The sequence below is a fragment of the uncultured Fibrobacter sp. genome (genome assembly GCF_937877005.1).
In the GTDB taxonomy this organism is placed as follows: domain Bacteria; phylum Fibrobacterota; class Fibrobacteria; order Fibrobacterales; family Fibrobacteraceae; genus Fibrobacter.
The window spans coordinates 1-2,161 of the sequence record NZ_CALEFV010000200.1 but is presented as its reverse complement, the minus strand read 5'-3'; the positions used below and the strand labels follow the sequence as shown (position 1 = coordinate 2,161).

General features: G+C 51.3%; 2 protein-coding genes and 1 pseudogene. All 3 read left to right on the top strand.

Features of this window, described 5'->3' with window-relative positions; translation table 11 throughout:
• Positions 1–217 (top strand): hypothetical protein (locus Q0628_RS09260; RefSeq protein ID WP_298770357.1); only part of this gene is annotated, 217 nt, incomplete at its 5' end.
• Between the two features lie 7 nt (positions 218–224).
• Positions 225–1,127: a hypothetical protein gene (locus Q0628_RS09255; RefSeq protein WP_298770355.1), complete on the top strand. Its 903-nt coding sequence runs from the start codon at positions 225–227 to the stop codon at positions 1,125–1,127.
• Between the two features lie 45 nt (positions 1,128–1,172).
• A pseudogene (locus tag Q0628_RS09250) lies at positions 1,173–2,161 on the top strand (spermine synthase); the annotation flags it as partial.

Below are 2,161 nucleotides of genomic sequence, written 5' to 3'. Positions count from 1 at the left end.
TCCTGCTGCCGCTTGCCGTAGTGGCGTTCGTGCTCGCCATTATGAACAGGCCGAGCCCAACGGGCTCCAAGGCAAAAAAATTGTAAGTTCGATTTTATCGGTAGCATACCTTGCCGCGGTAATTGCCTGCTCGCTTGCTTTTTTCCAAAGCGGTTCCAAAGAAATCGGAAGACGCCCCCCAAAAGGAGACGGCAGTTGCATCTCAGACCTTAGATAACAAGGACATGTCCGTTCTGGAAAAGAAGCTGGATAAAGTCTATTCCATGCTTGACGACATGAAATTTGAATACAGCCTAATTGGAAAAAGCGATCTGGAACGGGTCAAGGCGGAAATCGCCATGCATGACGACGAATTGATTGAATGCGACCCCACAAAAGAGAAGGGTTGTATGGAATTCTCCAATTACGGGACGGAACGCGACAGCAACAGGTTTTACACGGTATCTTTGCACTGGAAGTTGCCGAGGATCCAAGTTTATCCTAAACGGGTCTACTGGAAAATCATCAAGGGATTGTTGGGCGAGGACTTGACCGATGCCGACACAGTCCTTGATGCCAGACATTTACAAAAAATTCATAAAAGAGCCCTTTACCGTCAGGTGGAGGCATACAAGCGGTCCATTGAATCCGAACTCAGGAATTATCCCGATGACTGGTACTATGACAGCACCCATACGCAGGTCGCCGCCTCCCTCCGTTACGAACGTCGGGACAGTATAGATGTCGCGTTCGATTCGCTGCTGTGGACGACCTATTATATTTCGAATGCCGGTTACCAAGCCGGTGCCGCCGGAGAATACAATTACGAGTATCATCGGACTTTCTCGAAGAAAGACGGTGCGTTAGTCGATTCCACTATTTTCAATCCAAGTGAAAAGAAAGCGATTGTATCGCTTCTTCGCAAACATGCGGAAAAATACTATGCCAACGCCGATGCCATCCACATGGATTTCAAGCTGGAGCCTTCTTTTTTGAAGGACGGTATCGGTTTTGACGGGTACTCTTTCGAAATCGGCTGGCATTCCCACGGTAGCGTGATGATTGTGGTGCCTTACAAGGAAATTCTGCCCTATATAGAAACTTGGGCCCGCCGGGAATTCGGTCTTACTGAAGGCGGACGACCATAAAATTCTTTTACATATAACGGCGTCTTTTTTATATAAATTTACGCCATGAACATCTTGGTCTATTTCCTGTTTGCCCTCTCCGGGTTCGCGGGCCTTATTTACGAAGGCTCATGGGCTCGCTACCTTAAACTCTTCCTGGGGCATTCCAGCTACGGCCAGGTGCTCACGCTCTGCATCTACATGGGCGGTCTTGCCATAGGCAGCTTTGTCGCGGGCAAGCTCGTCGAGCGCACCAAGCGTCCGCTGCTGGGCTACGGCATCGTAGAACTCTTCATCGGTATCGGGGGAGTCGCCTACCATCCGCTCTACCTGTGGCTCACGGGCATCTTCTACGACTCGGAATTCACGGCGTCCTTGTCGAGTCGCGGTGCCGAAATAGCGAAGGTAATCTTAGCGACAGGCTCGACCCTTCCGATTGCCATCGCCGTCGGCATGACGTTTCCCTTCATTGCAGCGGGGCTTATGCGCAAGAGCGGCGCCGAAGTGTCGCTCCCGATGCTCTACTTCACGAACAGCCTGGGTTCTGCCATCGGCATCCTTGCTACAAGCTACCTCCTGATTCCAGAAATCGGAAACCATGCCACCCTGTGCGTTGCGGCTTCCATCAACTTCCTGCTCGCGGCAGTATTCAGCTTCATTGGCATCGCCACTTCGCCGGTGCCCCCCAAGGATTCCAAAAAGCCCAAGAATCAAGACGTCGACTTCGTGGAAGAACACAAGCTCGCCATGCCGCCCAAATCCGCGTGGCTCTGGATTGCGGCGATTACTGGCTTGACCTCATTTGTTTATGAAATCGTCTGGATCCGCTTGCTTTCGCTTTTGCTCGGTTCTTCGAGCCACAGCTTCGACCAGATGCTTTCGGCATTCATCCTGGGACTTTCGATAGGATCCGCCGTGAGCGGAAAGCTCCTTAAGAAAGACAGCCTGGTGGTGCTCTCGATGGCGCAGATTTTAATGGCCTTCTTTGCACTTTGCACCTTGTATTTCCACCAGCCCTTCTGGGGCATGATGAACGAGGCGAACCAGATTTTCAA

What these genes read in the sequence shown, in the direction of transcription:
- Q0628_RS09255 (WP_298770355.1), top strand. Translation starts at nt 225, where the DNA reads ATGTCCGTTCTGGAAAAGAAGCTGGATAAAGTCTATTCCATGCTTGAC.